This is a genomic window from Nocardioides sp. T2.26MG-1 (assembly GCF_950101795.1).
Classification (GTDB): domain Bacteria; phylum Actinomycetota; class Actinomycetes; order Propionibacteriales; family Nocardioidaceae; genus Nocardioides.
The window spans coordinates 369,553-392,616 of the sequence record NZ_CATNLZ010000012.1 but is presented as its reverse complement, the minus strand read 5'-3'; the positions used below and the strand labels follow the sequence as shown (position 1 = coordinate 392,616).

Annotated in this window: 28 protein-coding genes; 13 read left to right on the top strand and 15 right to left on the bottom strand. The window is 71.7% G+C overall.

Going from position 1 to position 23,064, the window contains the following annotated elements:
• Window positions 1-74 precede the first annotated feature (74 nt).
• Entirely contained in the window at window positions 75-911 is an 837-nt protein-coding gene (locus QQZ14_RS11700) for an esterase/lipase family protein (protein WP_284534476.1), read from the top strand.
• On the opposite strand, the gene glpX is transcribed toward QQZ14_RS11700, so the two are convergent.
• The 6 genes from glpX to QQZ14_RS11670 all read right to left on the bottom strand — a co-directional run bounded on the left by glpX (window position 876) and on the right by QQZ14_RS11670 (window position 6,261).
• Window positions 876-1,892: a class II fructose-bisphosphatase gene (gene glpX, locus QQZ14_RS11695; protein WP_284534475.1), complete on the bottom strand. Its 1,017-nt coding sequence runs from the start codon at window positions 1,890-1,892 to the stop codon at window positions 876-878. The genes QQZ14_RS11700 and glpX overlap by 36 nt on opposite strands.
• A 20-nt stretch (window positions 1,893-1,912) precedes the next feature.
• Window positions 1,913-2,953, bottom strand: a complete 1,041-nt coding sequence (locus QQZ14_RS11690) for a sulfate/molybdate ABC transporter ATP-binding protein (RefSeq protein WP_284534474.1) — start codon at window positions 2,951-2,953, stop codon at window positions 1,913-1,915.
• Entirely contained in the window at window positions 2,950-3,729 is a 780-nt protein-coding gene (locus QQZ14_RS11685) for an ABC transporter permease (protein WP_284534473.1), read from the bottom strand. Before QQZ14_RS11685 ends, QQZ14_RS11690 begins: the two co-directional genes overlap by 4 nt.
• Window positions 3,726-4,487, bottom strand: a complete 762-nt coding sequence (gene modA, locus QQZ14_RS11680; protein ID WP_284534472.1) for a molybdate ABC transporter substrate-binding protein — start codon at window positions 4,485-4,487, stop codon at window positions 3,726-3,728. Before modA ends, QQZ14_RS11685 begins: the two co-directional genes overlap by 4 nt.
• On the bottom strand, window positions 4,484-4,879 hold the full coding sequence (locus QQZ14_RS11675; RefSeq protein WP_284534471.1) for a TOBE domain-containing protein: 396 nt from the start codon (window positions 4,877-4,879) through the stop codon (window positions 4,484-4,486). The genes modA and QQZ14_RS11675 overlap by 4 nt, the downstream gene beginning before the upstream one ends.
• Before the next feature lie 146 nt (window positions 4,880-5,025).
• Window positions 5,026-6,261, bottom strand: coding sequence for an SLC13 family permease (locus QQZ14_RS11670; protein WP_284534470.1), 1,236 nt, complete (start codon window positions 6,259-6,261; stop codon window positions 5,026-5,028).
• A gap of 42 nt (window positions 6,262-6,303) precedes the next feature.
• Between QQZ14_RS11670 and QQZ14_RS11665 the strand changes: the two genes are divergently transcribed.
• Window positions 6,304-6,870, top strand: coding sequence for a DUF4245 family protein (locus QQZ14_RS11665; protein WP_284534469.1), 567 nt, complete (start codon window positions 6,304-6,306; stop codon window positions 6,868-6,870).
• 6 nt (window positions 6,871-6,876) lie between these two features.
• Here the strand turns inward: QQZ14_RS11665 and QQZ14_RS11660 are convergent, their stop codons facing one another.
• Window positions 6,877-7,095, bottom strand: coding sequence for an exodeoxyribonuclease VII small subunit (locus QQZ14_RS11660; RefSeq protein WP_284534468.1), 219 nt, complete (start codon window positions 7,093-7,095; stop codon window positions 6,877-6,879).
• Complete coding sequence (gene xseA / locus QQZ14_RS11655; RefSeq protein WP_284534467.1) at window positions 7,088-8,338, bottom strand: exodeoxyribonuclease VII large subunit; 1,251 nt, start codon at window positions 8,336-8,338, stop codon at window positions 7,088-7,090. The genes QQZ14_RS11660 and xseA overlap by 8 nt, the downstream gene beginning before the upstream one ends.
• Before the next feature lie 46 nt (window positions 8,339-8,384).
• Here xseA and QQZ14_RS11650 point away from each other — a divergent pair, with 46 nt between their 5' ends.
• The gene (locus tag QQZ14_RS11650; protein WP_284534466.1) at window positions 8,385-9,386 is read left to right on the top strand and encodes a 4-hydroxy-3-methylbut-2-enyl diphosphate reductase; all 1,002 of its coding nucleotides are present in this window, start codon (window positions 8,385-8,387) and stop codon (window positions 9,384-9,386) included.
• 10 nt (window positions 9,387-9,396) lie between these two features.
• Complete coding sequence (locus QQZ14_RS11645) at window positions 9,397-10,023, top strand: L-threonylcarbamoyladenylate synthase (RefSeq protein ID WP_284534465.1); 627 nt, start codon at window positions 9,397-9,399, stop codon at window positions 10,021-10,023.
• Here the strand turns inward: QQZ14_RS11645 and QQZ14_RS11640 are convergent.
• From QQZ14_RS11640 to QQZ14_RS11630, 3 genes are all read right to left on the bottom strand, one after another.
• Window positions 9,966-10,427 (bottom strand): DUF6542 domain-containing protein, encoded by a 462-nt coding sequence (locus QQZ14_RS11640; RefSeq protein WP_284534464.1) that lies wholly within the window; start codon window positions 10,425-10,427, stop codon window positions 9,966-9,968. The two genes, QQZ14_RS11645 and QQZ14_RS11640, sit on opposite strands and share 58 nt — an antisense overlap.
• Window positions 10,424-11,485, bottom strand: coding sequence for a DNA recombination protein RmuC (locus tag QQZ14_RS11635; RefSeq protein ID WP_284534463.1), 1,062 nt, complete (start codon window positions 11,483-11,485; stop codon window positions 10,424-10,426). Before QQZ14_RS11635 ends, QQZ14_RS11640 begins: the two co-directional genes overlap by 4 nt.
• Window positions 11,486-11,605: 120 nt before the next feature.
• Complete coding sequence (locus tag QQZ14_RS11630) at window positions 11,606-12,382, bottom strand: exodeoxyribonuclease III (protein ID WP_284534462.1); 777 nt, start codon at window positions 12,380-12,382, stop codon at window positions 11,606-11,608.
• Between the two features lie 23 nt (window positions 12,383-12,405).
• Here QQZ14_RS11630 and QQZ14_RS11625 point away from each other — a divergent pair, with 23 nt between their 5' ends.
• Window positions 12,406-13,464, top strand: coding sequence for a WD40/YVTN/BNR-like repeat-containing protein (locus tag QQZ14_RS11625; RefSeq protein ID WP_284534461.1), 1,059 nt, complete (start codon window positions 12,406-12,408; stop codon window positions 13,462-13,464).
• Window positions 13,465-13,534: 70 nt separating this feature from the next.
• The gene (ychF, locus tag QQZ14_RS11620) at window positions 13,535-14,611 is read left to right on the top strand and encodes a redox-regulated ATPase YchF (RefSeq protein WP_284534460.1); all 1,077 of its coding nucleotides are present in this window, start codon (window positions 13,535-13,537) and stop codon (window positions 14,609-14,611) included.
• A 516-nt stretch (window positions 14,612-15,127) separates the two neighbouring features.
• Here ychF and QQZ14_RS11615 read toward each other — a convergent pair.
• The gene (locus tag QQZ14_RS11615) at window positions 15,128-16,381 is read right to left on the bottom strand and encodes an amidohydrolase (protein ID WP_284534459.1); all 1,254 of its coding nucleotides are present in this window, start codon (window positions 16,379-16,381) and stop codon (window positions 15,128-15,130) included.
• Between the two features lie 104 nt (window positions 16,382-16,485).
• On the opposite strand from QQZ14_RS11615, the gene QQZ14_RS11610 reads away from it, so the two are divergent.
• The 4 genes from QQZ14_RS11610 to QQZ14_RS11595 all read left to right on the top strand — a co-directional run bounded on the left by QQZ14_RS11610 (window position 16,486) and on the right by QQZ14_RS11595 (window position 18,755).
• Window positions 16,486-16,818: a DUF3024 domain-containing protein gene (locus QQZ14_RS11610; protein WP_284534458.1), complete on the top strand. Its 333-nt coding sequence runs from the start codon at window positions 16,486-16,488 to the stop codon at window positions 16,816-16,818.
• Between the two features lie 128 nt (window positions 16,819-16,946).
• On the top strand, window positions 16,947-17,408 hold the full coding sequence (locus tag QQZ14_RS11605; RefSeq protein ID WP_284534457.1) for a helix-turn-helix domain-containing protein: 462 nt from the start codon (window positions 16,947-16,949) through the stop codon (window positions 17,406-17,408).
• Window positions 17,409-17,427: 19 nt separating this feature from the next.
• Window positions 17,428-18,123, top strand: coding sequence for a nucleotidyl transferase AbiEii/AbiGii toxin family protein (locus tag QQZ14_RS11600; RefSeq protein ID WP_284534456.1), 696 nt, complete (start codon window positions 17,428-17,430; stop codon window positions 18,121-18,123).
• A gap of 212 nt (window positions 18,124-18,335) precedes the next feature.
• Window positions 18,336-18,755 carry a nuclear transport factor 2 family protein gene (locus QQZ14_RS11595; protein ID WP_284534455.1) on the top strand — a complete coding sequence of 140 codons (420 nt, stop codon included), beginning with the start codon at window positions 18,336-18,338 and terminating at the stop codon, window positions 18,753-18,755.
• Window positions 18,756-18,829: 74 nt separating this feature from the next.
• On the opposite strand, the gene QQZ14_RS11590 is transcribed toward QQZ14_RS11595, so the two are convergent.
• Together QQZ14_RS11590 and QQZ14_RS11585 are read right to left on the bottom strand one after the other, a co-directional pair.
• Window positions 18,830-19,240, bottom strand: a complete 411-nt coding sequence (locus tag QQZ14_RS11590) for a hypothetical protein (RefSeq protein WP_284534453.1) — start codon at window positions 19,238-19,240, stop codon at window positions 18,830-18,832.
• A 90-nt stretch (window positions 19,241-19,330) separates the two neighbouring features.
• The gene (locus tag QQZ14_RS11585; protein WP_284534452.1) at window positions 19,331-20,095 is read right to left on the bottom strand and encodes a maleylpyruvate isomerase family mycothiol-dependent enzyme; all 765 of its coding nucleotides are present in this window, start codon (window positions 20,093-20,095) and stop codon (window positions 19,331-19,333) included.
• 109 nt (window positions 20,096-20,204) lie between these two features.
• Here QQZ14_RS11585 and QQZ14_RS11580 point away from each other — a divergent pair, with 109 nt between their 5' ends.
• From QQZ14_RS11580 to arr, 3 genes are read left to right on the top strand one after another with little or no spacing between them, the layout of a single operon-like run.
• A complete protein-coding gene (locus QQZ14_RS11580) occupies window positions 20,205-20,768 on the top strand; it encodes a TetR/AcrR family transcriptional regulator (RefSeq protein ID WP_284534451.1) in 564 nt (187 codons plus the stop codon).
• A 55-nt stretch (window positions 20,769-20,823) separates the two neighbouring features.
• Window positions 20,824-21,645: an isocitrate lyase/PEP mutase family protein gene (locus QQZ14_RS11575; RefSeq protein ID WP_284534450.1), complete on the top strand. Its 822-nt coding sequence runs from the start codon at window positions 20,824-20,826 to the stop codon at window positions 21,643-21,645.
• Between the two features lie 19 nt (window positions 21,646-21,664).
• Window positions 21,665-22,081, top strand: a complete 417-nt coding sequence (arr, locus tag QQZ14_RS11570) for an NAD(+)--rifampin ADP-ribosyltransferase (RefSeq protein ID WP_446740488.1) — start codon at window positions 21,665-21,667, stop codon at window positions 22,079-22,081.
• On the opposite strand, the gene QQZ14_RS11565 is transcribed toward arr, so the two are convergent.
• Window positions 22,074-23,051: a sterol desaturase family protein gene (locus QQZ14_RS11565; RefSeq protein ID WP_284534448.1), complete on the bottom strand. Its 978-nt coding sequence runs from the start codon at window positions 23,049-23,051 to the stop codon at window positions 22,074-22,076. The genes arr and QQZ14_RS11565 overlap by 8 nt on opposite strands.
• Window positions 23,052-23,064 lie beyond the last annotated feature (13 nt).

Sequence of the window (23,064 nt, the reverse complement as noted above, 5' to 3'; positions counted from 1 at the left end):
AAGGGACGCGGCATGGCCGGATTTGTCCGGCGATTGCCCGGAAAACCGGGCAGAAAGGCCCTACCGTGGCGCATGTGACCTCCAGCACACTGGCCGACTTCCTGCTGCCGACGGGCTTCGCGTGCCCGCGGCCGGCCGCCGTGCTCCGCGAGGGCAGCGCCGTGCTCGAGGCTGGGCGCTACGCCTGGCGCGTCGCGGGCGAGCATCGGGCTCGGCGGTCCACGCCGTACGCCGCGCGGCCGGCGGACCGCCACGGCGACCCGGTGATCCTGGTCCCGGGCTTCCTGGCCGGCGACGGCACGCTCGCGCTGATGGCGCGGGCGCTGCGGGCGCAGGGCTTCCGCACCTACCGGTCGCAGATCCACGCCAACATCGGCTGCACGCTCAACGCCGCCGCCCAGCTGGAGACCCGCCTGGAGTCCATCGCGCTGCGGCGCGGCACCCGGGTGCAGATCGTCGGCCACAGCCTGGGCGGCATGCTCGCCCGCGGCATCGCCGTACGCCGTCCCGACCTGGTGTCCAACATCGTCACGATGGGCAGCCCGATGCTCGCCCCGGGAGCCCACCACCCGTCGCTGGCCGCCAGCGTCGACCTGCTGGTCCGGCTGAGCAAGGCCGGGATCCCCGGCCTGATGTCGGAGGAGTGCGTCGCGGGCTCGTGTGCACGCCAGAGCTTCGGTGAGAGCCGGCAGCCGCTGCCCGCGGGCGTCGACTTCACGGCCGTCTACTCCAAGCGCGACGGCATCGTCGACTGGCGGGCCTGCGTCGACCCGCTGGCCCGGGCGGTCGAGGTCACCGCCTCGCACCTCGGGATGGCCTTCGACCCGCGGGTGATCGACGTCGTCGGCGACGCGCTGCTGCGCACCAGCGACGTCTCAGCTGTCGAAGTCGATCGCGGCAAAAGCGCGTAGCTTCTGCAGCTGGTGCTCGGAGGTGATCGTGCGGATCGTGCCGCTGCGCGACCGCATCACCAGCGAGTGCGTGGTCACGTGGTCCGCGCGGTAGCGGACGCCGCGGAGCAGCTCGCCGTCGGTGATGCCGGTGGCGACGAAGAACGTGTCGTCGCCGGTGACCAGGTCGTCGGTGGAGAGCACGTGGTCGGGGTCGAGGTCGTGTCCCGCGTCGATCGCCTTCTGCCGCTCGTCGTCGTCCTGGGGCCAGAGCCGGCCCTGGATCACGCCGCCGAGGGACTTCATCGCGCAGGCGGCGATGATGCCCTCGGGCGTGCCGCCGATGCCGAGCAGCAGGTCGATGCCGGTCTCGGGCCGCGCGGCCATGATCGCGCCGGCGACGTCGCCGTCGGTGATGAACTTGATCATCGCGCCGGTGGCGCGGATCTCTTCGACCAGCTGGGCGTGCCGCGGTCGGTCGAGCAGCACCACGGTGACGTCCGAGGGCCGCTCGCCCTTCGCCTTCGCGACCTGGTGGATGTTCTCGGCGACGGGGTAGCGGATGTCGACGACGCCGGCGGCCTCGGGGCCGGTGACCAGCTTCTCCATGTAGAACACGGCCGACGGGTCGTACATCGAGCCCCGCGGGGCCACGGCGAGCACGGACACGGCGTTGCTCATGCCCTTCGCGGTCAAGGTGGTGCCGTCGATCGGGTCGACGGCGACGTCGCACTCCGGGCCGGTGCCGTCGCCGACCCGCTCGCCGTTGTAGAGCATCGGGGCATCGTCCTTCTCGCCCTCGCCGATCACCACGGTGCCGTCCATGCCGATCGTGGAGATCATCACCCGCATCGCGTTGACCGCGACGCCGTCCGCGCCGTTCTTGTCTCCGCGGCCCACCCAGCGGCCTGCGGCCATCGCGGCCGCCTCGGTCACGCGGACCAGCTCGAGGGCGAGGTTGCGGTCGGGCGACTCAGGTGCGGGGGCAAGAGGATCGGCCATGCGCGGGACTCTAACCCGAGTCAGGTTCGATAGACGTAGACCTCGGTCGCCTTGACGGCGAACACCACGCGTACGCCGGGTGCGAGGTCCAGCTCGGCCGCGGACTGCACGGTGAGGTCGGCCGCCAGGTGCCCGGCCCGGACCCGCACCTGGTCGCCGTGCGGCTCGAGGTCGGTGACGGTGACCGCGAGGCTGTTGCGGGGACTACCGCCGGGAGCCTCGTGGAACACCGAGACCGCACTCGGCCGGAACACCGCGACCACGCGCTCGCCCGGCGCCGGGCCGGCCTCGGCCGCGAGCCCCCGGATCGCGACGCCGTCGTCGCCGAGCACCGCGCCGTCGCGCCAGAGGCCGGCCACCATGTTGAGGCCGGCGATCCGCGCGGCGAACGGGCTGCGGGGCCGGGAGAGGACCTCGGCGCTCGGCCCGTCCTCGACGACGCGGCCGTCGTCGAGCACCACGACCCGGTCGGCGAGCAGCAGCGCGTCGAGCACGTCGTGGGTCACCAGGACGACGGTCCGGTCGGCGAGCACCCGGCGCAGTGTCTGGCGCAGCGCCGGCGCGACCGCGACGTCGAGGGCGGCCATCGGCTCGTCGAGGAGCAGCAGGCTGGGCTCGGCGGCCAGCGCGCGGGCGACGGCGACGCGTTGGGCCTGCCCCCCGGAGATCCCTCCCGGGCGCCGGTCGGCGAGGTCCGCGGCGTCGACCTCGCCGAGCCAGCGCAGCGCGCTCTCGCGCGAGGTCCGGCGGCCGTGGCCGAGGCTGCGCGGCCCGAAGGCGACGTTGTCGAGCACGCTCAGGTGCGGGAACAGCAGCGGGTCCTGGGCGAGCAGCGCCACGCGCCGGGCGTGCGGGGGCACGAAGCCGCGCTCGCCGGTGAGCTCGCGGCCGTCGAGCACCACTCGACCGCGCTCGGGTCGCAGCGTGCCGGCCGCGACGGCCAGGACGGTGGACTTGCCGGCGCCGTTCGGCCCCAGCAGCGCGACGGTCTCGCCCGCGGCCACCTCGATGGTGACGTCCACGCCCCGGTCGGGTACGCCGGCGGTCAGCTCGAGCGTCACCGAAGGCCTCCTGTGCGCCGGGGCCGCTGGGGGGCGAGCCCGATCACGACCACGGCCACCACGACCAGCACCAGCGACATCGCGACCGCCGCGTCGGGGTCGGTGACGCGGAGGTTGTAGATGTACAGCGGCAGCGTCCGGGTGGTGCCCTCGAGGCTGCCCGCGAAGGTGATCGTCGCGCCGAACTCGCCGAGCGACCGGGCGAACGCCAGCACCGCGCCGGAGACCAGGCCGGGGAGCACGAGCGGGATCGTCACGCGCCGCAGCACGGTCGTCGGGCTCGCGCCCAGCGTCGCCGCGACGACCTCGTAGCGCTGGCCGGCGCTGCGCAGTGAGCCCTCCAGGCTGACGACCAGGAACGGCAGCGACACGAACGCCTGCGCCAGCACGACCGCGGTCGTGGAGAACGCGACCTGGACGCCGAGCAGGTCGAGCTCGTCGCCGAGCAGCCCGCGCCGGCCGAACGTGTAGAGCAGCGCGATGCCGCCCACCACCGGCGGCAGCACCAACGGCAGCAGCACGAGCGAGCGCAGCACGCCCTGGCCGGGGAACTCCGTGCGCGCCAGTACGAGCGCCATCGGCACGCCGAGCAGCACGCACAGCACCGTGCTCACCAGCGAGGTGCGCAGGCTCAGCGACAGGGCGGTGAGCGCCGAGTCGGAGGTGACCAGGTCGACGAAGTCGCCCCACGCGACCCGGGAGGCCATGCCGGCGAGCGGGAGCAGCACCAGGGCCACCCCCAGCGCCGCGGGCGCGTAGACCCAGCGGGGGATCACGGCGGCCCGAAGCCGGCGTCCGCCAGGACCTCGCGTCCGGTCGCGCCGAGCACCAGCTCGGTGAACTCGCGGGCGAGGTCGGGCTCGTCCGACCCCTCCACGCTGACGATCGGGTAGGTGTTGACCACGGACGCCGCCTCGGGGAACTCGATCCCCTCGACTCCATCAGCGCCGTCGCCGGCGGCCAGCACGTCGGTGCGGTAGACCAGGCCCGCGTCGGCCTCGCCGGAGGTGACCTTGGCGAGCACGTCGGTGACGGACTGCTCCTCGCTGACCGGACTCAGCGTCACACCGGCCGCCTCGGCCACGGCCTGCGCGGCCGCGCCGCACGGCACCTCCGGCGCGCACACCACCAGGTCGAGGCCCGGCTTCGCGAGGTCCTGGAGGCCGGTGACGCCCGCGGGGTTGCCGGGCGGCACCGCGATCTCGAGCGTGTTGGTCGCGAAGTCCTCGGGGTCGCCCGATGCCAGGCCGTCGCCGGTCAGCTCGTCCATGTTCGCGGTGTCGGCCGAGGCGAACACGTCGGCGTGGGCGCCCTCCTGGATCTGGGTGACCAGGTCGGCGGAGCCGCCGAAGCTGAGCTGGACGTCGACGCCGTCGTGCTCGGCCTCGAACTCCTCGCCGAGCTGCTCGAAGGTCGCGGTGAGGGAGGCCGCGGCGTACACCGTCAGCGTCGTGGTGTCGTCGTCCGGGCCGCCGCAGGCGGCGAGGGGGACGAGCAGGCCGAGGGCCGCGAGAGCGGGGACGAGGCGGTTCACGGGCGCTCCACGACGACGTTGGTGGACTTGACCGAGGCGATGGCGCGGACGCCGGGCTCGAGGCCGAGCTCGTCGGCGGCCTCCGAGCTCATCAGCGAGACCATCCGGTAGGGCCCGCAGATCAGCTCGACCTGCGCCATCACCCGGTCCTTGGTGACCTTGGTGACGATGCCGGCCAGCCGGTTGCGCGCACTGACCGCCGCGGCCCGGGTGGCCGCGCGGTCGGGGTGGTCGGCCAGCGACTCGGCGAGCGCGGCCAGCTCGGCCCCCGACACCACCGTCCGCCCGTCCTCCTGCCGCGCCGGCAGCCGGCCCGCCTCGACCCATCGCCGGACGGTGTCGTCGCTGACGCCGAGCAACTCGGCGGCCTCCGCAACTCGGTAGGTCGTCACGCTGTCATCATGCCGCACCTGCGGCACTCTGAGCGAAGGGTATCCGTAGATGCGGCAGTTGAGGGCTTCGGCTGCTGGCAGCCCATCCCCGCACGACACGCCGGTGGCCCTCGGCGTGTCGTGCGGGTTTCGGCCAGCCGAACACCTCAGGTGACCAGCGCCAAGGCAGCCACCGCGGCCAGCAGCGTGATCGGCGTCGTGACCAGCGAGACCCGGTGGAACTCGCGCAGCGAGGGGCGCTCCCCGAGCCGCACCAGGCCCCGGCGCCACAGCAGGTTGGCGAGCGAGCCGGTGTAGGTCAGCCCCGAGCCGATGTTCAGGCCCAGCAGGGCCGCGAGCACCGCGGTGTCGCCGAGCGGCGCGACCAGCGGCACCACGAGCAGCGTCGCCGAGAGGTTGGTCAGCAGGTTGGCGAGCACGGTGGCCAGGACCGCGATGGCGAGCAGGTCGCCGAACGACGTGCCGCCCGGGACCAGGTCCGCGATCCGGTCGCCGAGCGGACCCTGGGCCAGCGCGGCGACGACCACGCCGAGGCACAGCACGAAGACCGCGAACGCCGGGTGGGCGGCGTGCCCGGCGTCGTGGACGGTCAGCAGCCGCCGGCGCGCGGCCCACCCGACCAGGACCGCCGCGGCCGCGGCCGAGACCCAGAACGGCTCGACGCCGAGGGGGGAGGCGACCGCGAAGCCCACCAGCATCAGCGTCACGACGACGACCGGCACCCACGGGACGTCCGGGGCCGGCTCGTGCCGACGGGGCGCGGGCGCCGCGGCGAGCTCCCGGCGGAACAGCAGCCGCAGCACGGCGTACTCCACGACGAGCACGACCGCGAGCACCGGTGCCATCACGAGCGCGAACCCGCCGAACGTCAGGTCGAGGTGCGGCATGGCCAGCAGGTTGGTGAGGTTGGAGACCGGCAGCAGCAGCGAGGCCGAGTTGGCCATCCGCAGGCAGGCGTAGGCACCGGGCCGCTGGGCGGTCCCGGTTGCGACGGCCGCGGTGACGACGACCGGGGTGAGCAGCACGACCGTCGCGTCCAGGCTGAGCCCGGCGGTGATGGCCGCGGCGAGCAGGAAGACCCCGGTGAACAGCCGGGCCGGCCGGCCGCCGCTGGCCGAGCGCACGCGGGCGGCGGCCGCGGCGAACAGCCCGGCGCGGGCGCACACGTCGGCGACCACCAGGATCGTCATCAGGAACGCCACCACCGGCCCGAGGTGGCGCAGGGTCGCCTCGACCTCGGTGCCGGTGAGGATCCCGGTGGCCAGCACGGCCGCGGCGGCGGCGAGCCCGGCGGCGAGCTCGACGCGGGCGGTCGGGTGGGCGTACGCCGTCGCCAGCAGGACCAGCAGTGCCGCCACGGGGACCAGGTCGAGGGGCGACACCCGGCGAGGCTAGAGCAGCCTCCCAACTGCGAGGATGGCGCGGTGAGCGACTCCACCCCGACCGGCCGGCCCGGCCGCTACCCGCGGACGACGGGCGGCCTGCTCGGCGCGATCATCGTGCTGGTCCTCGTCGTGGTCGCGATCGTCCTGGTCCGCGGCGCCTTCCGCGAGACCCCGACGTACGAGCCCGAGCCCATCGACTACCTCGCGCTCGTGACCAGCGTCCAGCAGGCCGGGCTGACCCCGGCCTACCCGGCCGAGCTGCCCGACGGCTGGTACGTCAAGGACGCGGCGTTCACCCCCGGCGACCGGCCGGTGCTGGACCTCGCGATGACCACCGCGGACGAGCACTTCGCCGGGCTGCACCAGGAGGACCGCTCGGTCGACGAGCTCGTCGACACCTATGTCGGCGGGGACGCCACCGAGGGCGACGAGGTGCGGATCGACGGCACGGTGGCGCCGGAGTGGCGGACGTTCTCCGACCCCGGCGGCGACCACGCGTTCGCCGCGGAGGTCGGCGAGGAGACCGTGCTGGTCTACGGCTCGGCACCCGAGGAGGAGCTGCGGGGGCTGGTCGAGTCGCTCACGACCGAGAAGTTGACGCCGTAGGCTCCGTCAGCTCTCGTCGTCGCCCTCGATCGCGGCATCGAGCCGGGCGCGGGCGCCGTCGAGCCAGTCCTGGCAGATGGTCGCCAGGACCTCGCCGCGCTCCCAGAGGGCGAGCGACTCCTCGAGGGTGGTGCCGCCTGCCTCGAGCCGGCGGACCACCTCGACCAGCTCCTCGCGGGCGGCCTCGTAGGACGGCTTGTCCTCGGCGGTCTTCTTCTCAGCCATCGGTGCTGTCCTCGCTCTGCCCCTCGAGGGGCTCGGTACGGGTGGTGGTGGCATGGATGCGCCCGTCGGCGACCCGGACGCTGACCTTCTGCTTCGCCGCGACGCCGGCGACCGAGGTGACGACATGGCCCTCGGCGTCCTGGAGTACGGCGTAGCCGCGCTGCAGCGTGGCGAGCGGCGACAGCGCGCGAGCTCGGGCGTGCTGGTGGCCGACGTCGTCGGCGGCCCGGTCGAGCGCGTGGCCCAGACAGCGCCGGGCCCGGTCGCGCAGCAGGTCGACCTCGTCGCGGCGCGCGTCGATCAGCGTGCGGGGGTCGGCGAGCGCGGGTCGGGACCGGAGCGCGTCGAGCCCGGCCTGCTCGCGGGCCAGCCAGCCCGCCAGCGCGCCACGGGCGCGGTCGCGGGCGCGGGCGAGCAAGCGCAGCTCCTCGCCGACGTCGGGCACCACCAGCTTGGCGGCGTCGGTGGGCGTGGAGGCGCGCACGTCGGCGACCAGGTCGAGCAGGGGGGAGTCGGGCTCGTGGCCGATCGCCGAGACCAGCGGGGTGCGGATCTTGTGCACCGCTCGGATGAGCGCCTCGTCGGAGAATGGCAGCAGGTCCTCCACCGACCCGCCGCCGCGGGCGACCACGATCACCTCGACGCCCGGGTGCCGGTCGAGGCGCTCGACCGCCTCGATCACCTCGCTGGCCGACCGCGGGCCCTGCATCGCGGCGTACGCCACCTCGAAGGCGACCGCGGGCCAACGCCGGCGGGCGTTCTCGAGCACGTCGCGCTCGGCCGCGGAGTTGGGCGCGGTGACCAGCCCGACGGTGCCGGGCAGGAACGGCAGCGGGCGCTTGAGCTCGGCGGCGAACAGGCCCTCGGCCGCGAGCAGCTGGCGGCGCCGCTCGAGCCGGGCGAGCAGCTCGCCGAGGCCCACCATCCGGATCTCGCGCGCGTAGAGGGAGAGCGTGCCGCGGTTGGCGTAGTAGGACGGCTTGGCGTGCAGCACCACGCTCGCGCCCTCGACCAGCGGCGGGTTGAGGCCGTCGAAGAGCGTGCGCGAGCAGGTGACCGGGATCGAGATGTCGGCGACCGCGTCGCGCAGGGTCAGGAACACGGTGTTCATGCCCGGCCGGCGGCTCACCTGGGCGACCTGGCCCTCGACCCACACCGCGCCCAGCCGGTCGACCCAGCCGGCGATCGCGTTGGCGACCTGCCGCACCGGTGCCGGTGACTCGAGCGAGGTCTCCATGGCCATGCCCGCGAGATTAGGGGATCACACCGACGTCCCTAGACTGGCGGGTATGAGCACCGACATCGGCATGCCGCCAGTCCTGTCGCCGGAGGAGGCCGACAAGGCTGTTCTGCTGGCGGCGCCACGGGGCTACTGCGCCGGCGTCGACCGTGCGGTGATCACCGTCGAGAAGGCGCTCGACTTGTACGGCGCCCCCGTCTACGTCCGCAAGCAGATCGTGCACAACAAGCACGTGGTCGCGGATCTCGAGTCGCGTGGCGCGATCTTCGTCGAGGAGCTCGACGAGGTGCCCGAGGGCCAGACCGTGGTGTTCTCCGCCCACGGCGTGTCGCCCGAGGTGCACCGCCAGGCCGAGGAGCGCTCGCTGAAGACCATCGACGCGACCTGCCCGCTGGTGACCAAGGTCCACCACGAGGCCAAGCGGTTCGCCGGAGAGGACTACGACATCCTGCTCATCGGCCACGCCGGCCACGAGGAGGTCGAGGGCACCGCTGGCGAGGCCCCCGAGCACATCCAGCTGGTGCAGGGTCCCGCCGACGTCGCGGGCATCGTGGTCCGTGACCCACAGCGGGTCGCCTGGCTCTCCCAGACGACGCTGTCGGTCGACGAGACCCTCGAGACCGTGGCCGCGATCCGGGAGCGGTTCCCCGACCTGCTCGACCCGCCGAGCGACGACATCTGCTACGCCACCCAGAACCGCCAGCTGGCGGTCAAGGAGATCGCCCAGGACTCCGATCTGGTGATCGTGGTCGGCTCCGGCAACTCCTCCAACTCGGTGCGGCTGGTCGAGGTCGCCCTCGAGGCCGGCGCGCGGTCGTCGTACCGCGTCGACGACGCCTCCGAGATCGACGAGGCCTGGCTCGAGGGGGTCCGCACCGTGAGCGTGACCTCGGGTGCGAGCGTGCCGGAGGAGCTGGTGCGCGGCGTGCTGGCGTTCCTCTCCGAGCGCGGCTATCCCGACGCCCGCGCCGTGCACAGCGCCGAGGAGTCGCTGATCTTCGCGCTGCCTCCGGAGCTGAGGCGCGACCTCAAGGCCGCGGGCCGGGTCTGAGCACACGACCATGGCGCGTTACGTCGACGTCCACCCGGACAACCCCCAGCCGCGGCTGCTCGCCCAGATCGCCGACGCGCTGCGGGACAACCAGCTGATCGCCTACCCGACCGACTCCGGCTATGCCCTGGGCTGCCAGCTCGGCAACCGCGACGGGCGCGACCGGATCCTGCGCATCCGCGGCCTCGACGAGAAGCACCACTTCACGCTGATGTGCAAGGACTTCTCCCAGCTCGGCCACTTCGTCCAGGTCGACAACGCCGCGTTCCGGGCGATCAAGGCCGCGACCCCGGGCCCCTACACGTTCATCCTGCCGGCCACCCAGGAGGTGCCGCGCCGGCTGATGCACCCCAAGAAGCGCACGGTCGGGGTGCGGATCCCCGACCACGTCTTCGACCAGGCCCTGCTCGACACGTTCGGCGAGGCGCTGCTGGTGAGCACGCTGATCCTTCCCGGTGAGACCGAGCCGCGCAGCCTGGGCTGGGAGATCAAGGAGGAGCTCGACCACCAGGTGGACCTCGTGGTCGAGGCCGGCGAGACCCTCGCCGAGCCGACCACGGTGATCGACTGGTCGGAGGGCTACCCCGAGGTCGTGCGCGTGGGCGCCGGCGACCCGGACCGCTTCGAGGCTGCCTGACTGAGCACTCGCTGGCGTACGGCGAGGATCGCCAGGCAGATGAGGTAGCCGGTCACCAGCGCGCCCGCGTGGTGGGAGAGGCCGGAGACCACCGCCTGCACGACCCCGTCGCCCGGGTCGGCGATCAGGGCCGGCCGGGTCGCCCCGAGCAGCGCGAACACCACCACCATCAGCATCGGGGGCAGCACGCCGACGGTGAAGAAGTCGGCGGGCCGCACGGCCAGCGCCGTCGCGATGCACAGCAGCACGAAGCAGACGTCGAACAGCACGCCGACGCTGCCGGCCAGGGACTGGTCGAGCACGACGGCGCTGAGCGCGAGCGCCAGCCCGAGTGCGACAACCTGTCGCCCGGGCTCGTGCCCCTCCTCCCAGAGGGTGCGGTGCTGGCTCACCGGTCGGTTCACAGGGCCACGGTATGGTCCGCGGCCGGGCCCTCGTCGGCGGCGCGCCGTTCCACGATCCGCAGCTCGGCCGGTGATATGGACCGGGTCTGCGACTCCACCTGGCGGGGCGCCGGCAGGTCGCCGAGTCGGCGGGCGCTCACCAGCACCCGGGACTCGAGCGAGCCGACGGCCGTGTTGTAGTGGCCGACGGCGGCGTTGAGCGAGCGGCCGAGCTGGTCGAGGTGGCCGTTCATCGAGGCCAGCCGCTCGTGCAGCTCGCGGCCCAGCCGGTGGATCTCGCGGGCCTGGTCGGCCAGCGCCTCGTGGCTCCAGCCGTGGGCGACCGTGCGCAGCAGCGCGATCAGCGTCGTCGGCGTGGCCAGCACGACCTGGCGGGCCGCGGCGTACTCGATCAGGCCCGCGTCGGTCTCGAGCGCCGCCGCGAGGAACGACTCGGCCGGCACGAACAGCACCACGAACTCCGGGCTCTCCTCGAGCGAGCGCCAGTACTGCTTGGAGCCGAGCGCGTCGATGTGGGTGCGCAGCTGGACGACGTGGCGGCGCAGGTGGTCGCGGCGCGCGTCCTCGTCGTCGGTCGAGGTCGCGTCGAGGTAGGCGTCGAGCGGCACCTTCGCGTCGACGACCACGCGGCGGTCGCCGACCAGGTGGACGACGAGGTCGGGGCGGCGGGCCCCGTCGTCGAGGCGCACCTGCTCGCTGAAGTCGCACCGGTCGACCAGCCCGGCCAGCTCGACGGCGCGCCGCAGGTGCAGCTCGCCCCAGCGGCCGCGGACCTGCGGCTTGCGCAGTGCGGTCGACAGCGACTGGGTCTCGCGGCGCAGCCCCTCGGCGGTGAGCCGCATGTCGAGGACCTGCTGGTTGAGCTGGCCCTGCCAGGACGCGCGCTGATGGTCGAGGTCGCGCAGCTGGTCGCTGAGCCGGTCGAGCCCGATCATCACCTCGGCCTGGTCGACCAGGCCCTCGGTGAACGACGAGCGGGAGCGCGACCACAGCACGCCGACCAGGCCGCCGAGGGCGAGGCCGATGAGCAGGGTGAGGAAGAGCGCGATGGTCTCCATGGGCCCAGCATGGCGGGGGGCGCCGACATTCGCGGGCGGCGGCGCGTCGAGACACCAGGAATGGCTCCCGGTCGGCCTGCGGAGCAGCCAGTTCAGGTGTCTCGACGGCGATCGGCCGGCCTAGGCGAGGTCGACGACCACCGGCGCGTGGTCGGAGGCACCGGTGCCGGCCCGCTCCTCGCGGTCGATGAACGCGCCGGTGACCCGGGCCGCGAGCGAGGGTGAGCCGAGGACGAAGTCGATGCGCATGCCGCGGTTGCGCTCGTAGCGCTGCCGGTAGTAGTCCCAGTAGGTGTAGACCTCGGGTCCCGGCGCGTGCGGGCGGACCACGTCGACGTACCCGTCGTCGAGGAACGCCTGGAACGCCGCGCGCTCGGGCGCGGTGACGTGCGTCGACTTCGCGAACTGCGCGATGTCGAACACGTCCTCGTCGGTGGGGGCGATGTTCCAGTCGCCGACCAGCGCGACGTCCCGGTCGCGCCATCCGAGGGCGGCCTCGCGCAGCCGGGCCAGCCAGTCGAGCTTGTAGACGTAGTGCGGGTCGTCGGGCTTGCGGCCGTTGGGGACGTAGAGCGACCAGACGCGTACGCCGCCGCAGGTCGCGCCGATCGCCCGCGACTCGGCCTCGGCGGACTCGCCCCAGCCGGGCTGGCCCGGGAAGCCGGTCTCGACGTCCTCGAGCCCGACCCGGCTGATCAGCGCCACACCGTTCCACTGGTTGACCCCCGCGACCGCGACCTCGTAGCCGCGCGCCTCGATGCCCATCAGCGGCAGCTGGTCGGCGCGGGCCTTGGTCTCCTGGAGCGCGAGCACGTCGATCTCGTGGCGGTCCAGGAGTGCCTCGACGCGGTCGATCCGGGAGCGGAGGGAGTTGACGTTCCACGTAGCGATCCGCACGGAGACCACCCTAAGGTGCCTCCATGCGCAGACTTCTCGGGATGCTCACCGTCGCCGCGCTTGCGGTCACCGCCCTCACCACTCCCATCGGCGCCGCCGACCCCGCCTCGGCGGCGCCGCCGAGGTCCCTGCACTGGAGGCACGTCGACGTCGGCACCGACCAGCAGCTCCGCGGCCTGGACGCGGTCAGCGCGAGCACCGCGTGGGTGGGCGGCAGCGCCGGAGGGGTGTGGCGCACGACCAACGGCGGGCGCACCTGGGTGGACGTCTCGCCCCGAGGCGCGGACGGCCTGTTGTTCCGCGACGTCGAGGCCAGGAGCGCGCGGGTCGCGCTGGCGATGACCATCGGCGAGGGACGCGACAGCCGGATCTACCGCACCACCAACGGCGGGCGCACCTGGGCGAAGGTGTTCGTCAACCGGAGCAAGAAGGCGTTCTACGACTGCATGGCGATGTACCCCGGCGGCAAGCACGGGCTGGCGATGAGCGACCCGGTGGACGGGAAGTTCCGCATCATCGCCACCCACGACGGCGGCGCCTCCTGGCGGGTGGTCGACCCCGCCGGGATGCCGAAGGCCGTGGACGGCGAGTTCGGGTTCGCCGCCAGCGGCACCTGCCTGGTGACCGCCGGTCACCGCGACGCGTACCTCGCCTCCGGGGGCGCGGCGTCGAGGATCTTCGCCAGCCACGACCGCGGGCGCCACTGGCAGGTGCGCCGCTCCACGATCCCGGCCTCGGACGCGGGCGGGGTGTTCTCCCTGTCGTTCCGCGGCGGCGAGGGGATCGCGGTGGGCGGCGACTTCCAGGACGAGGACAACGGTGCCGACGCCTCGGCGTACTCCCACTCACGAGGCCGGGCCTGGCACAACGGCGGCGACCTCGGCGGCTACCGCAGCGGGGTCGACTGGCGGGCCGCATCCGTGGCGATCGCCGTGGGCCCCTCGGGCAGCGACGTGACCCGCGACGGCGGCCGCACCTGGAGGTCGTTCAGCGGCCTGGCGCTCGACGCGGTGCAGTGCGTGTCCGGTGCGTGCTGGGCCAGCGGGCCGGAGGGCACGGTCGTCCGTCTCGTGAAGCGCTGACCCCCGTGCGGGCCGAGCTGCTCGCCGGCGATGCGGGGAGCGCCTCGCCCGCGCCGTAGACTCGCCGCCCGTGGCACTCACCATCGGCATCGTCGGACTGCCCAACGCCGGCAAGTCCACCCTCTTCAACGCACTGACCAAGAACGACGTGCTCGCGGCGAACTACCCGTTCGCGACGATCGAGCCGAACGTCGGCGTCGTGGGGGTCCCCGACGAGCGGCTGCCGAGGCTCGCCGAGGTGTTCGGGTCGGGCAAGATCCTGCCCGCGACCGTCGAGTTCGTCGACATCGCCGGGATCGTCCGGGGTGCGTCGGAGGGCGAGGGGCTCGGCAACAAGTTCCTCTCCCACATCCGGGAGTCGGCTGCGATCTGCCAGGTGACCCGGGTGTTCCGTGACGAGGACGTCACCCACGTCGACGGCGAGGTCAACCCCGCCAGCGACATCTCCACGATCCAGACCGAGCTGATCCTCGCCGACCTGCAGACGGTCGAGAAGGCGATCCCGCGGCTGGAGAAGGAGGCCCGGGGGCGCAAGGAGCTGACCGCCAACCTCGAGGCGGCCAAGGAGGCGCTCGCGCACCTCGAGGCCGGTACGCCGATCATCGCGACCTCGATCGACCGCTCGCTGATCCGCGAGCTGTCGCTGCTGACCGCCAAGCCGTTCATCTACGTCTTCAACTGCGACGCCGACGAGCTCGGCGACGAGGCGCTCAAGGCACGGATGCGCGAGATCGTCGCGCCGTCCGAGGCGATCTTCCTCGATGCGAAGTTCGAGGCCGAGCTGGTCGAGCTCGGCGACGACGACGAGGCCCGCGAGATGCTGCACGAGATGGGCGTCGAGGAGCCCGGCCTGGAGGTGCTGGCCCGGGTCGGCTTCGACACCCTCGGCCTGCAGACCTACCTCACCGCCGGTCCCAAGGAGACGCGCGCCTGGACGATCCCCAAGGGCGCCACCGCACCCGAGGCCGCCGGCGTCATCCACACCGACTTCCAGCGCGGCTTCATCAAGGCGGAGATCGTCTCCTTCGACGACCTGATGGAGGCCGGCTCCATGCTCAAGGCCAAGGAGGCCGGCAAGGTCCGCATGGAGGGCAAGGACTACGTCATGCAGGACGGCGACGTCGTGGAGTTCCGCTTCAACGTGTGAATCGGTGCGTTTGCCCAGGTCAGATGGGGTATGGCCACTCCCAGTCCGCACAGAGTCCGCAAGAATTTCAGCAGGATGGGCTCGATTGGGCCCTTTCGGTGGGCCACTCGCCGGACTCGGTGCTACCAGCTGGCACGCTCTGCGACGTGACCCTTTGCCGGCATGACGCACGGAGAGAATGACGGGTCCGAACGGGAGCCCCTGCTTCTGACGATTGCCGGAGCCGGACTCGGCCACCGCAATCCGGCAGATCCGACCGGCCGGTCAGGTGCCGGGCCGTGGGACGCTGTGCGCATGTCGTCGGAGTCGGAACACATCCTCCTCGACCTGTCGGGCACGGATGATCGGGCGCAGGCGATAGCTCGTGCGGCGCACGGGTGCCCAGAGGGCTATACCGCCGTGGCCAAGAAGCACATGGTCGGCCAGACCGCGCTCACGACCGGATTCATGCTGTTCGGATCGTTCGTCTCGCGGATGCGTGGGCTACACGAGGCTGTCGTCCGCGAGATCCGGCTGCTACTGCGCGCCAGCGAACCAAGTTCTGGCGGCGATCGTCAGCGCACTCACCCCCATCGGCAAGGTCGCCTCGAGGTCGGGGGCGAAGTGGGGGGAGTGGTTGGACGGGACTGATCGTAGGGCGGGGTCGGTCATGTCTCCGGTGGTGAACAGGGCGGGGTTTGCGCAGCCGAGGAGCCAGTAGGACAGTGGTGCGCCTGCGCTCGTCGCGAGGACTCCTACGTCCTCGCTGCCGGCTCCCGCGCCGGGGTCGAAGACGTTGTCGTCGCCCAGCCATTCCCGGAACGCCTCGAACGTCTTGTCGAGCGCCGCCTGGTCGTTCACCACGACCGGGAACCTTTCGATCTCCGTGATCGAGGGTGGCTCCGGCGCCCCGGCGGTGGTGGCTGCACCGCGCACGATCCGCTCGATGCTGCGCAGGATGTGGTCACGGACCGAGGGGTCGTAGGTGCGGAGGTTCAGCTGGAGCTCCGCGTCACGAGGGATGACGTTGGCTGCGTCGCCCGCGTGGATGGAGCCGACGGTGAGGACGGCGACGTCGGTGCCGCTGATCTCCCGCGACACGATGGTCTGGAGACGCATCACGGTGTCGGCCGCCATGACGACCGGGTCGATGGCGTTCTGGGGCATGGAACCGTGCGCACCTCGGCCGACGAGACGTACGCGCAGGGAGTCGGAGGCGGCGTACGCCGGACCCGCATGGCCTGCGATCTTGCCCGCCGGCAACGGCGCCACGTGCTGCCCCAGCACGACGTCCGGCACAGGGAATCGGTCGAAGAGGCCGTCGTCCACCATGGCCTGAGCCCCCGCACCGAGTTCCTCCGCCGGCTGGAAGACGACCACCAAGGTCCCTGACCACGAGTCCCGAGACCGCGCCAGGACGCCGGCGGCCCCGATCAAGCAGGTGGTGTGCATGTCATGACCGCAGGCATGACTGACCGGGACCGTGCGGCCCTCCTCGTCAGTTGCCGTCTCGGTGCTCGCGTAGTCCAAGCCAGTGTCCTCCCTGACCGGGAGTCCATCCATGTCGGCCCGCAGCAGGACCGTGGGTCCGGGGCCGTTGCTCAGGACGCCGACCACGCCCGTGCGGCCAACCCCGGTGGTGACGTCGAAGTCGAGCTCCGTGAGCCGCTCCGCCACCAGGGCCGCGGTGCGCTGCTCCTGGAAGCCGAGCTCAGGATGCGCGTGCAGCTCTCTGTACAGACCGAACAGTGCAGGGTCAGTCTCGGGGTTCTCCGGCATTCCTGAAGCCATGTGACCTCCTCCGTCTTCACAGCACACTTTCAGCGAATCGGGACCTTGACCAGACCTGCTCTTTGGACATGCGCCGATCCGTCACTCGGTGGCACGCTGTTGTGATGGCGCTTCCCGAGACCGATCTGCACCGCATCCGCCTCTGGGCGCGGGAGCGCGTGCCCGAGCGCCTGTGGGACCAGGTCAAGGTCGAGGCCGACGTCTCCGACCGACACGTCGACATCGTCGAGGTGCGGCCGCCGTGGGACGGTGTCGGTGAGCACACCCGGTTCCCGATTGCGCGGCTGCGCTACACCAAGGCGAGGGGCCTGTGGGCGATCTACTGGCGGGACCGCAACCTCAGGTTTCACGAGTACAAGCGCAAACGCCCGACGAAGAGCGTCCAGGCGCTCCTGGACCACATCGACATCAGCAGTGACCCGATCTTCTGGGGTTAGCGAGCTCGAGCCCAGAGAGTGTCTCTTGGACGAACTGGACGCACGGCTGGCTTCACGCGGTCCAGCCGTTTGCGAGAGAAATGTTTCTCATCATTGACCCAAGGGCCTGAATGACTAAAATGAGAAACATGCCAGCCCCCAGCCCGCACACGAGCCCCGAGCAACAGGCGGACCTCGAACGCCTGGGCGCCCGGCTGCGCGAACGCCGAAAGGCCCTCGGTGTCACGGCAGTCGCCTGTGCCGAAGCTGCTGGAGTTTCGCGTGTCACCCTGCACAGGATCGAGGCAGGCAACCCCTCGGTCACGATCGGCGCCTACATCAACGTTGCCGCCGCAGTCGGACTCCACCTCGTCGTCCCCATCCTCGACGCTCCAGCAGCAGAACCGGCGACGATCACGGTCGGCGACTACCCCGGCCTGCGCACGCTGGCCTGGCAGACCGACGCCGGCACCACCATCACCGAGACGGAGGCGCTCAACCTCTACGAACGCGGCTGGCGACACCTCAACCAGGAAGCCCTCACCGATCGCGAGAAGGCGTTCATCCAGCACCTGGCGGACACCTACAGCAACGGGAGGCTCCTTGTTTAGGCGGCTGCACCACCAACAGGTGGCCGAGGTGCTGTCGAGCCTCGACGCACCGCTTCTGGCCGAGCACAACTGCTGGTTCGGAGGCGGTACCGCGATCGTCCTCGCCAACGGTGAGTTCCGCGAATCGGTCGACATCGACTTCCTGGTCTCCGACCCGCAGTCCTTCCGTGCGCTGCGTCAGATGGTCAGGGACCACGGGCTCGACGCCCTGGCTACACGAGCACTGGACATGGGTCGAACACCCTCTGTTGACGGTTACGGCATCAGGACCTCGGTGCTCGTTGCGGGGATGGCGATCAAGTTCGAGATCATCCAAGAAGGCCGCATCGACCTCGACACTCCCGCCCCGGGCGATGAGATCTGCGGCGTACGGATCCTGACGCGAACCGACCAGGTCGCGACCAAGCTGCTCGCCAATGACGACCGCTGGGCAGACACGTCGACGTTCAGCCGCGATCTCATCGACCTGGCCATGATGAAACCCGACACCGCCGCACTGAAGGCCGGCGCGCGCAAGGCGGTCGATGCGTACGGCAAGACGGTTGGCGAGAGCCTCAACCAAGCAGTCACCTACCTCCGAGATCGCCCGCAACGTCTCGACGAATACATCCGCGCACTCAAGATCGACGCGCCCCGAGCAGCTGTCTGGCAGAGCATCCGCGACCTGTCCGCAAGATGCGCGAAGCTCGAAGGTCTAGGTCAGGGCTCTGACTAGCCTTCCCGTCCAGTGGTCCGCAAATAGTCCGCAAGAAGTCCGGCGGAGGCCGATTCTCGCCGACGACGTCCAACGGTATCGCGCACGCGTTTCCGCAGGTCAGACCGTGTTTTCCGGCATCAGTCGGTGATGACCAACAACCCCCGAAAACCCCGGCTTTCGTTCCGCTTCAACGTGTGAACCGAGGGGCGATCGGGGGTAGCGTCCGATCCATGGTGACCTCCTCAGTCGGACCCGAGCAGGTGAACAAGCCCGTCGTCTCACGGTTCTGCGATCACCTGACTTGCGGGGACATCGACGCCGTCCTGGAGCTCATGGACGAGGCCTTGGTCTACTGGATCCTGGGTGAGCCGGGGATCGTTCCCGCTGCCGGGGTCCACGACAAGGCTTCCATCGAGCGGGTCTTCCGGGCGATGTATCGCCGGCTGCCGGACGGCATGACGTTCGAGGCGAGGAGCATGATCGCCGAAGGTCGCTCGGTCGCCCTCGAGGCCGAGTCCTCCGGCACGCTCGACAACGGCCGGGCGTACCACAACCGCTACCACATCCGGTTCGAGCTGGAGGCGGCGAAGATCGTCGGTGTTCGCGAGTACCACGACACCCAGCACGTGTGTGCGGTGTGGGGGCCCTGACGCCGATGCTGCGTCGTGTCGTCTGATCGTGTCCACCCGCGTGACGGGGGCCGTCCTCGGAGGGAGGCGAGGTCCTAGGCCACCAGGCCGACGAAGATGATCGCCACCGCCAGCAGGTCCGTGAGGCCGACGCCGATGAGCATCGTGGACACGATCCTCTCGTGGACCAGCGTGCCGGTGCGACCCCCGGAGCTGATCGGGGTGACCTTGCCCGTGCCCCAGATCGCTGCCATGAGGGTGGCGCCCCAGTTCGCCCACGTGCCGTACAGCAGCGACCAGAACGCGATGTGCAGCCACGTCTCGCCGAGCTCGAGGCGACCCCAGATGAGCCCAGCGAGGATGAGGAACATGCCGTTCTGGGTGCCCTCCAGGTGACTGGTCAGTCCCAGCCTCGGCATCGTCAGCCGCGGGATCGCCAGGCCGGTGACGAGGCCGGCGAAGAAGAGCGCCACGCCGAGGGCGAGGAGTGCGTCGGCCAGACTCATCGAGGTCGTCCTCCCGTGTTCGATCGGCGTCGACCCCCGGGCGGGGTCTCGTGGCAGGTCCGAGTCGACGTGCGTAGGGACGTCGACGACTCAGAACAGGACTCGCACCCCGAGGAGGCCCTCGCCGTCTGCGCGACCCGAGAGCGCGCGGCAGAACTCCACCGCGTCCAGCTCGAGCCGCTGGCCACCGTCGCCCTGGGCGAAGGAACCACCGGCCGGGCCGGTGAGGGTGAGCTCGAAAGGCTGCCCGTGCCGACTGCCCCATTCGGCGACCACGTCGGCGACGATCACCCCGTCCGTCGCAGGGTCGAGAGGCAGGTCGCGGCCGGTGGCGCGGGCGATGTCGACGCGGTGCGCCCACACGTCTCGGGTGATGACCACGTCCACCAGGTGCCCCACCGTCTCCCGAGCGGGCATCCCGGGTGCGGTCGACCCGCCTGGCGAGACCGTCCCGCTGACCCGGCGCAACGCCGCGGGGACCCGCATCCGGCCACGGACCGACGGGCCCGCGACCTCGCGCAGGGCGGCGATCCTCTCGCCCGGCGCCAGCGCCCGGTGATCCATGACCTGCAGGTCGTTGTAGGCGTCCATCGGGTTCCCGCCGTAGTCCTTTCGGTGCCGAAAGCCCCAGACCTGCTGGCGCACCTGCTCCCGCACCGACGCGTAGGCCTTCGCGGCGCCGATCAGGTGACCGACCATGTCCGCGACCGTCCATCCCGGGCACTCGGTCGGGGCCTCCCACTCGTCGGGGCTCAGGTCGTCCAGCAGGACGAGGAGGCGGTCGTACGCCGCGGTCGCCAGTCGTTCCGCGTCACCGTCACGGCTGATCCGGCGGATGGTGTCGATGGTCGTCACGGGGCCCTCCCGGCGTGCACGTGGAACCTAACAAAGTTAGGATGGGCTCATGTGGGGCGCCGCGTCAAGGCTGATCCGAACAAAGTTAGGGTCGCGGTGAGGAGGAACGATGCCGACCACTGCAACGACTCGTCGCCGGGTCACCCGAGAGCAGATCCTGGAGGCCGGATGGGAGCTCGCGCGGGGGCGTGGCCTGACCGGTTGGACCATGCGCGACCTTGCGGCAGCGGTGGGGATCCGGGCTCCGTCCCTCTACGTCCACTTCGCCAGCAAGCACGAGATCTACGACGCGATGTTCGCGGACGGCTACCGGGCTCTCCTCGCTCGCGCCGACGCCGTGCCGCTGCCGAGCGATCCGCGCGACGCGGCCCGGGTCGCCGCGCGCACCTTCGTCGAGTTCGCGGTGGCCGATCCGGCGCGGCTCAGCCTGCTCTTCCTCCGGGTGGTGCCCGGCTTCGTGCCCACGGCCGCGTCGTACGCCCTGGCGGAGGAGGTCTACGAGCGGGGCGTCGAGATCCTTGCCCGGGCCGGCCTGACCGAGCCCGAACAGGTCGACCTGTGGACTGCGACCCTCTCCGGCCTGGCGACCCAGCAGGTCAGCAACGACCCCGGTGGCGACCGATGGGTCCGGCTCATCGACCGCGCCGTCGACCTCCTGCTCGGTCCTGGCTGAGGGGTCGGAGGCGCCGACGGTGGTGGGACGCGCCTCGGAAGCGGATGATGACCCGGTGACCACCGGTACCGCGAACGACAAGGCCACGACGTTGCTGGAGCTGCATGCCGGCCCCGGCTTCGTGCTCCCGAACGCCTGGGACGCCGGGTCCGCCCGCATCCTGGAGCAGGTCGGCTTCCCGGCGATCGCCACGACCAGCGCGGGGATCGCCTGGGCGCAGGGCGTCCCGGACGGCGGCGCGATGGATCGCGACACCATGCTCGACCACATCGGCCGGATCGTGGCCGCCGTCGGCGTACCCGTCAGTGCCGACCTGGAGGCGGGGTACGGCGAGACCGCCGCCGAGGTCGGGGAGACCGTGGCCCTCGCCGCGGCGGTCGGGGCGGTGGGCGCGAACATCGAGGACGCTCGGCCGGGCGGGCTGTACGACCTCGACGAGGCGGTCGACCGGATCGCGGCCGCGCGGGCCGCGGCGCCGCGCGGTGCGTTCGTGCTCAACGCGCGCACCGACACCTACTTCGCCGCCGCCTCCACCTCCGCGGACGTCTTCGACGAGACGGTGGAGCGGGCGGTCCGCTACGTCGAGGCGGGCGCCGACTGCGTCTTCGTGCCGGGGGTCGTCGAGGAGGACACGATCCGCCGGCTCGCCGCCGCCGTCCCCGCGCCGCTCAACGTCGTCGCCGGGCTGGCGAGCACCACCGACGCCCCGACGCTGTTCTCGCTCGGCGTCAAGCGGGTCAGCCTGGGTGGCAGCCTGGCCCGCGCCTCGCTCAGCATGCTGGAGCGCGCCGGTCGCGAGCTGCTCGACTCCGGCACGCTGGGCTTCCTCGACGGCGCGATCGGCTACGCCGACCTGCAGAAACGCTTCGATCGCTGACGCCGCGTCGCCCTACCCTGTGGCCGTGACCAACGCGCTGGACGACGGGCCGTTCTTCCACGGCACCAAGGCCGACCTGCGGGTGGGCGACCTCCTCACGGCGGGCTTCAACTCGAACTACCGGCCCGAGGTGGTGATGAACCACATCTACTTCACCGCGAAGGTCGACGGCGCCGGGCTGGCCGCCGAGCTGGCGGCCGGAGACGGCGAGCCGCGGGTCTACGTCGTCGAGCCGACCGGGGAGTTCGAGAACGACCCGAACGTGACCGACCGGAAGTTCCCCGGCAACCCCACCCGGTCCTTCCGCAGCGCCGCGCCCCTGAGGGTCGTCGGGGAGGTGACGGACTGGCCCCGGCTGACCCCGGAGCCGCTCCAGGCCTGGCGAGACCGGCTCGCGGCGCTCCTCTCAGACGAACGCGGCGAGATCATCAACTGACGACGCGCTCCGGCGCGTTCTCGAGCACACGACCCACCAGCGGAGCGCTGGCCGCCGGCGCGGGCCGCCAGCCCGGCGGCCCGAACACGTAGCCGAGCTTGTCGCGCAGCGTCGGGGCACGGCGTACGTCGCGGGCGATCGCGGCGTACTCGTGGGTCTGCAGCCGGACGATGTGGTGGGTGCCGACCGGGGTGGTGAGGCCGTACGTCGGGCGGTGCAGCTCGGGCTGGAAGGAGCCGAACAGCCGGTCCCAGACGATGAGGATGCCGCCGTAGTTGCGGTCGAGGTACTCGGGGTCGCTGCCGTGGTGGACCCGGTGGTGCGAGGGGGTGTTGAGCACCAGCTCGACCGGCCGCCACAGCCGGTCGACCCGCTCGGTGTGCACGAAGAACTGGTAGACCAGGCTGACCGAGAAGCCGAGGAACACCAGCGCCGGCGGCACCCCGAGCAGCGGCAGCGGCAGCCAGAACACGATCTCGGCGGAGTTGTTCCACTTCTGCCGCAGCGCGGTGGCGAAGTTGAAGTACTCGCTCGAGTGGTGCGCCTGGTGGGTGGCCCACACGAGCCGCACCCGGTGTGCGACGCGGTGCGCCCAGTAGAACAAGAAGTCGACCCCGAGGATCGCGATCGCCCACGTCCACCAGGCGTCCACCGGCAGGTGCCAGGGCGCGACCCAGGCGAACAGCGCGGCGTAGAGCACCAGCGCCCCGGCCTTCCACAGCGACATCGTCACGACCGACACCACGCCCATCGACAGGCTGGCGACCGCGTCGCGCCGGTCGTAGCCGCCGGGCAGCGGCAGCGCCCGGCCGTCAGCGGCCCGGCGCTCGTCGGCCGGTCGCTCGTCCTCGAGGAGGTACGCCGCCAGCCCCTCGAGCCCGACGAACAGCAGGAAGAACGGCGCCGCGAGCGCCACCGGGTCGTGCAGGGCGTCCGGGATCGCCTGCCAGAGGTCGGTCAGAGCCTGCATGCCGGCTGACGAT